Below are 5,122 nucleotides of genomic sequence, written 5' to 3' on the forward strand. Positions count from 1 at the left end.
GACTCCGCTCCCCCACCGGCGCCCGACTCGACCAGGCGTGCGGCGGCGGCCAGTCGGACGGCCGCCTCGTCGGCGACCGGACCGCCGACCGTGAAGGGCAGCCGGACGAAACCCTCGAAGGCGCCGTCGACGCCGAAGCGCGGACCGGAGGGAACGCGGACGCCGACCCGCTCGCCCACCTCCGCGAGGCGCGAACCGGACAGGCCGCCGGTACGGACCCAGAGGGTCAGGCCTCCGCGCGGCACCACGAACTCCCACTCCGGAAGCTCCCGCCGAACGGCGGCGACGAGCGCGTCGCGGTTCTCCCTGGCCTGGTCCCGGCGGAGGCCGACGGCTTCCGCCCAGCCCCCCGTCCGCATCAGCCAGTTGACGCCGAGCTGTTCCAGCACCGGGGTACCGAGGTCGGCGTACGCGCGCGCGGCCACCAGGGAACGGATCACATCGGGTGCGGCCCTGACCCAGCCGATGCGCATGCCCGCCCAGAACGCCTTGCTCGCGGAACCGACCGTGAGGACGGTGGAGCCCGCCGGGTCGAAGGCGCAGACCGGTCGCGGCATCTGGAGGTCGTGCTCCAGGCGCAGTTCGGTCATGGTCTCGTCGACGACGAGCACCGTGCCGGCCGAGCGGGCCGCCTCGACGAGCTGCCGTCGCTGGTCCTCGTCGGCGAGCGCGCCGGTGGGGTTGTGGAAGTCGGCCACGACGTACGCGAGGCGGGGCGCCGCGTCCCGGAGCACCTGCCGCCAGCGGCCCAGGTCCCAGCCGTCGAGGCCCTCGGCCATGGCGACGGGCACCAGGCGGGCACCGGCCGAGCGCATCAGCTGCAGGATGTTGGCGTACGAGGGCGACTCCACGGCGATCCGCTCGCCGCGCCCCGCGAAGAGGTGGCAGATCGCGTCGATGGCGCCCATCGCTCCGGTGGTGACCATGATCTGTTCGGGCATGGTGGGGATCCCGCGCGCGGTGTACCGGTCGGCGAGCATCTGCCGCAGCGCAGGAAGCCCCGCCGGGTAGTCCCCGTGCGTGTGGGCATAGGGCGGCAGTTCCTCCAGGGCTCCTTGGACGCTCCGGGTGAGCCAGGGCTCGGGCGCGGGCAGCGCCGCACAGCCGAGGTCGATCATCGAGCCGAGCGCCTCGGGCGGCAGTGGTTCGAGGCCGCGCGCGGGGAGCGGGTTCCCCGCCGGCACGGCGGTCCAGCTGCCGGCGCCCCGCCGCGATTCCAGGAAGCCCTCGGTGCGCAGGGCCTCGTAGGCGGCGGCGACCGTGGTGCGGCTGACGGTGAGGGCCTGGGCGAGTTCCCGTTCCGCCGGCAGGCGGGCGGCGACCGGGACCCGGCCTTCCAGGACGAGGAGTCGGATGCCGTCGGCCAGGGCTCGGTACGCGGGCGGCTTGCGGGCACCCGGGCCGGCGGGCCGGGACTGCTGGGCCTGGAGCTGCCGGGCGAGCTGAGCCGGGCCCACCGCCGAAGTCCACTGAGCCATGAAAATCAGTCCACCTTCCTCGAATTGGCCATGGTTGACACCAGAACCACAGCCACAGAGTGTCATGGGTCAGTCCACCATCACCACCTCAGGGGGAAGTACCTTGTCCATCGCCTCCGGCCTCCGGGGCCGGCACCTCTCCCGTCGGCTCGTCCAGCTCTACGCCGGTCTGATGCTGTACGGCATCAGCTCGGCACTGCTCGTGTGCAGCGGGCTCGGCCTGGAACCCTGGGGCGTCCTCCACCAAGGCCTCGCCGAGAAGACCGGTCTGACCATCGGCGTGGTCTCGATCGTCGTCGGCGCGGTGGTGCTGCTGCTGTGGATCCCGATCCGGCAGCGTCCCGGGCTCGGCACCGTTTCCAACGTGTTCGTGGTCGGCCTGGCGATGGACGGCACCCTGGCCCTGGTTCCGGGCGTCGACGGCCTGGTCCAGCAGGTGCCGCTCCTGGTGCTGGGCGTCGTCCTCAACGGAGTCGCGACCGGCCTGTACATCGCGGCGCGGTTCGGCCCCGGCCCCCGGGACGGCCTGATGACCGGCCTGCACCGGCTCACCGGACGGTCGGTGCGGCTGGTGCGGACGGCGATCGAGGTGGCAGTGGTCACCACCGGCTTCCTGCTCGGCGGCTCGGTCGGCGTCGGCACGGTGTTCTACGCGCTCGCGATCGGGCCGCTCGCCCAGTTCTTCCTACGCCGGTTCGCCGTCCCGGAGCCGGGCTCCGGCAGCACCTCGGTCGCCGCGCCGTCATCGGAAGGCGCCATACTGCGCCCGTGACTCGCGTACTCCACCCCTACCTCGACCATCCCGGCCCCCTCGCCTTCGCCCACCGCGGCGGCGCGGCCAACGGCCTGGAGAACACCGCAGCCGCCTTCCGCCGGGCCGCCACCGCGGGCTACCGCTACTTCGAGACCGATGTGCACACGACGTCCGACGGGGCACTGGTCGCCTTCCACGACGCGACGCTCGACCGGGTGACGGACACCGCGGGCCGGATCGGGGACCTGCCGTGGACGGCGGTGCGGGAAGCCCGGGTGGCCGGCACGGAGCCGCTGCCGCTCTTCGCCGACCTGCTGGAGGAGTTTCCCGAGGCCCGCTGGAACGTGGACCTCAAGGCGGAGTCGGCCCTGGCCCCGCTGGTGGACCTGATCCGCAGGACGGACGCCTGGGACCGGATCTGCATCGGGTCCTTCACCGAGTCCCGGGTCGCACGGGCCCAGCGCCTGGCCGGCCCCCGCCTCGCCACCTCGTACGGGGTCAGGGGGGTGGTGGGGTTGCGGCTGCGCTCGTGGGGCATCCCGGCGGCCGTGCGGGCCGGGGCGGTGGCGGCGCAGGTCCCGGAGCGTCAGGCCGGGGTCCCGGTGGTCGACCGGCGGTTCGTGCGGGAGGCGCACGCACGCGGGCTCCAGGTCCACGTGTGGACGGTGAACGATCCGGCCCGGATGAGCTCTCTCCTCGACCTGGGGGTCGATGGCATCATGACCGATCATCTGGAGACGCTGCGCTCGGTGCTGACCGGGCGCGGCGAGTGGGTCTGAGCCCGCACGTCCCCGCGTCGGGGGCGGAGGCGGGGACCAGGACCACGGGACGAACGAGAGGGAGCGGCCGTGACCGCTGACACCACCGAGCCCGAGGAGTACGCCGCCGGTCCCGCCGAGCGGCGGCGCGAGCAGCGCGGCTGGTACTTCTACGACTTCGCGTGCTCGGTGTACTCGACGAGCGTCGTGACCGTGTTCCTGGGGCCGTACCTGACCTCGGTGGCGCGGGCCGCGGCGGATCCCGAGGGCTTCGTGCACCCACTGGGCATACCGATCCGGGCGGGCTCGCTCTTCGCCTACGCCGTGTCCGCCTCGATCGTGGTGGCGGTCCTGGTGATGCCCCTGGTGGGCGCGGTGGCCGACCGGACGGGCCGGAAGAAGCCGCTGCTCGCGGCGGCGGCGTACCTGGGGGCGGCAGCCACGACGGGCATGTTCTTCCTGGCGGGCGAGCGCTACCTGCTGGGCGCCTTCCTGCTGATCGTGGCGAACGCCTCGCTGTCGGTCTCCATGGTGCTCTACAACGCCTATCTGCCGCAGATCGCGGAGCCCGACGAACGGGACGCGGTCTCCTCGCGCGGCTGGGCCTTCGGCTACACCTCCGGGGCGCTGGTCCTCGTCCTGAACCTGGTCCTCTACTCGGGGCACGCCTCCTTCGGCCTCACGGAGGGAGAGGCGATCCGGATCTGCTTGGCCTCGGCCGGTGTGTGGTGGGGCGCCTTCGCCCTCGTGCCGCTGCGGCGGCTGCGCGACCGGCGGGTGCAGCCGGAAGGGGGAAGGACCGGCGAGGGTGCGGTCGGCAGCGGCTGGCGCCAGCTGTCCGCCACGCTGAAGGACATGCGCCGGCATCCGCTGACGCTCTCCTTCCTGCTCGCGTACCTGGTCTACAACGACGGGGTGCAGACGGTGATCTCGCAGGCCTCCCTGTACGGATCGGAGGAGCTGGAGCTGGAGCAGACCACGCTCATCACGGCCGTGCTGCTCGTCCAGGTGCTCGCGGTGGCGGGCGCCCTCGGGATGGGCCGACTCGCCCGGGAGTACGGGGCCAAGCGGACGATTCTGGGATCCCTGGCGGTCTGGACGGTGATCCTGGGAGCGGGCTACTTCCTGCCGGCCCGCTCGCCGGTGTTCTTCTTCTGCCTGGCGGCCGCGATCGGCCTGGTGCTGGGCGGCAGCCAGGCGCTGTCGCGCTCGCTCTTCTCCCACTTGGTGCCGCGCGGCAAGGAGGCGGAGTACTTCTCGGCGTACGAGATGAGCGACCGCGGACTCAGCTGGCTGGGTCCGCTAGTGTTCGGGCTCGCGTACCAACTGACCGGAAGCTATCGAGATGCCATCATCTCCCTGGTGATCTTCTTCGCCGTCGGTTTCGCCCTGCTCGCCCGGGTTCCGGTGCGGCGCGCGGTGGAGGCCGCGGGGAACCCGGTGCCGGAACGCATTTAGACGTGACGATGAAAGGGCGGTAGTGTACGCGTTTGGCCTGCCAGGCGGACCGTTACTGCGTGCTGCTTTAGTGAAGACACCTAGTCACATCTGCCGCCAGATGTGACAAAACGGTCACTGGTGGGTACAACAAGGGGCGGCACGACGGGCGACGCATGACCCGGCACGGGAATCTTCACCGCCGACCGGACGTTGACCGGATAACGACGACAGCGACATCTGTCCTGTGGGCGACAAGCCCGGGAGGCACGATTCATGAGTGAGCGAGCTCTTCGCGGCACGCGCCTCGTGGTGACGAGCTACGAGACCGACCGCGGCATCGATCTGGCCCCGCGCCAGGCGGTGGAGTACGCATGCGAGAAGGGACATCGCTTTGAGATGCCCTTCTCGGTTGAGGCGGAGATTCCGCCGGAGTGGGAATGCAAGGTCTGCGGAATCCAGGCACTCCTGGTGGACGGGGACGGACCCGAGGAGAAGAAGGGCAAGCCCGCGCGCACGCACTGGGACATGCTCATGGAGCGGCGCACCCGCGAGGAGCTGGAGGAGGTCCTCGCCGAGCGGCTGGCCGTCCTGCGCTCCGGCGCCATGAACATCGCCGTGCATCCGCGCGACAGCCGCAAGTCCGCCTAGCGGACGACCGGAGGAGCACCAACGCCGCGGGGCCCAGCACACGT

General features: G+C 71.7%; 5 protein-coding genes. 4 read left to right on the forward strand and 1 reads right to left on the reverse strand.

Annotated elements, in window-relative coordinates:
* Positions 1–1,478, reverse strand: a 1,478-nt coding sequence (locus ACFW2Y_RS31960) for a PLP-dependent aminotransferase family protein (protein ID WP_384886042.1), incomplete at its 3' end; no start/stop codon positions are given.
* 103 nt (positions 1,479–1,581) lie between these two features.
* Between ACFW2Y_RS31960 and ACFW2Y_RS31965 the strand changes: the two genes are divergently transcribed.
* The 4 genes from ACFW2Y_RS31965 to ACFW2Y_RS31980 all read left to right on the forward strand — a co-directional run bounded on the left by ACFW2Y_RS31965 (position 1,582) and on the right by ACFW2Y_RS31980 (position 5,078).
* Positions 1,582–2,250: a YitT family protein gene (locus ACFW2Y_RS31965; RefSeq protein ID WP_384886044.1), complete on the forward strand. Its 669-nt coding sequence runs from the start codon at positions 1,582–1,584 to the stop codon at positions 2,248–2,250.
* The gene (locus ACFW2Y_RS31970; protein WP_384886045.1) at positions 2,247–3,011 is read left to right on the forward strand and encodes a glycerophosphodiester phosphodiesterase family protein; all 765 of its coding nucleotides are present in this window, start codon (positions 2,247–2,249) and stop codon (positions 3,009–3,011) included. Before ACFW2Y_RS31965 ends, ACFW2Y_RS31970 begins: the two co-directional genes overlap by 4 nt.
* 69 nt (positions 3,012–3,080) lie before the next feature.
* Positions 3,081–4,448 (forward strand): MFS transporter, encoded by a 1,368-nt coding sequence (locus ACFW2Y_RS31975; protein WP_384886047.1) that lies wholly within the window; start codon positions 3,081–3,083, stop codon positions 4,446–4,448.
* A 255-nt stretch (positions 4,449–4,703) separates the two neighbouring features.
* Complete coding sequence (locus tag ACFW2Y_RS31980) at positions 4,704–5,078, forward strand: RNA polymerase-binding protein RbpA (RefSeq protein ID WP_015032218.1); 375 nt, start codon at positions 4,704–4,706, stop codon at positions 5,076–5,078.
* Positions 5,079–5,122: the final 44 nt, after the last annotated feature.

The organism is Streptomyces sp. NPDC058877 (genome assembly GCF_042742855.1).
In the GTDB taxonomy this organism is placed as follows: domain Bacteria; phylum Actinomycetota; class Actinomycetes; order Streptomycetales; family Streptomycetaceae; genus Streptomyces.

Coding starts and splice junctions, on each gene's coding strand:
- ACFW2Y_RS31980 (WP_015032218.1), top strand. CDS start 4,704: ATGAGTGAGCGAGCTCTTCGCGGCACGCGCCTCGTGGTGACGAGCTAC.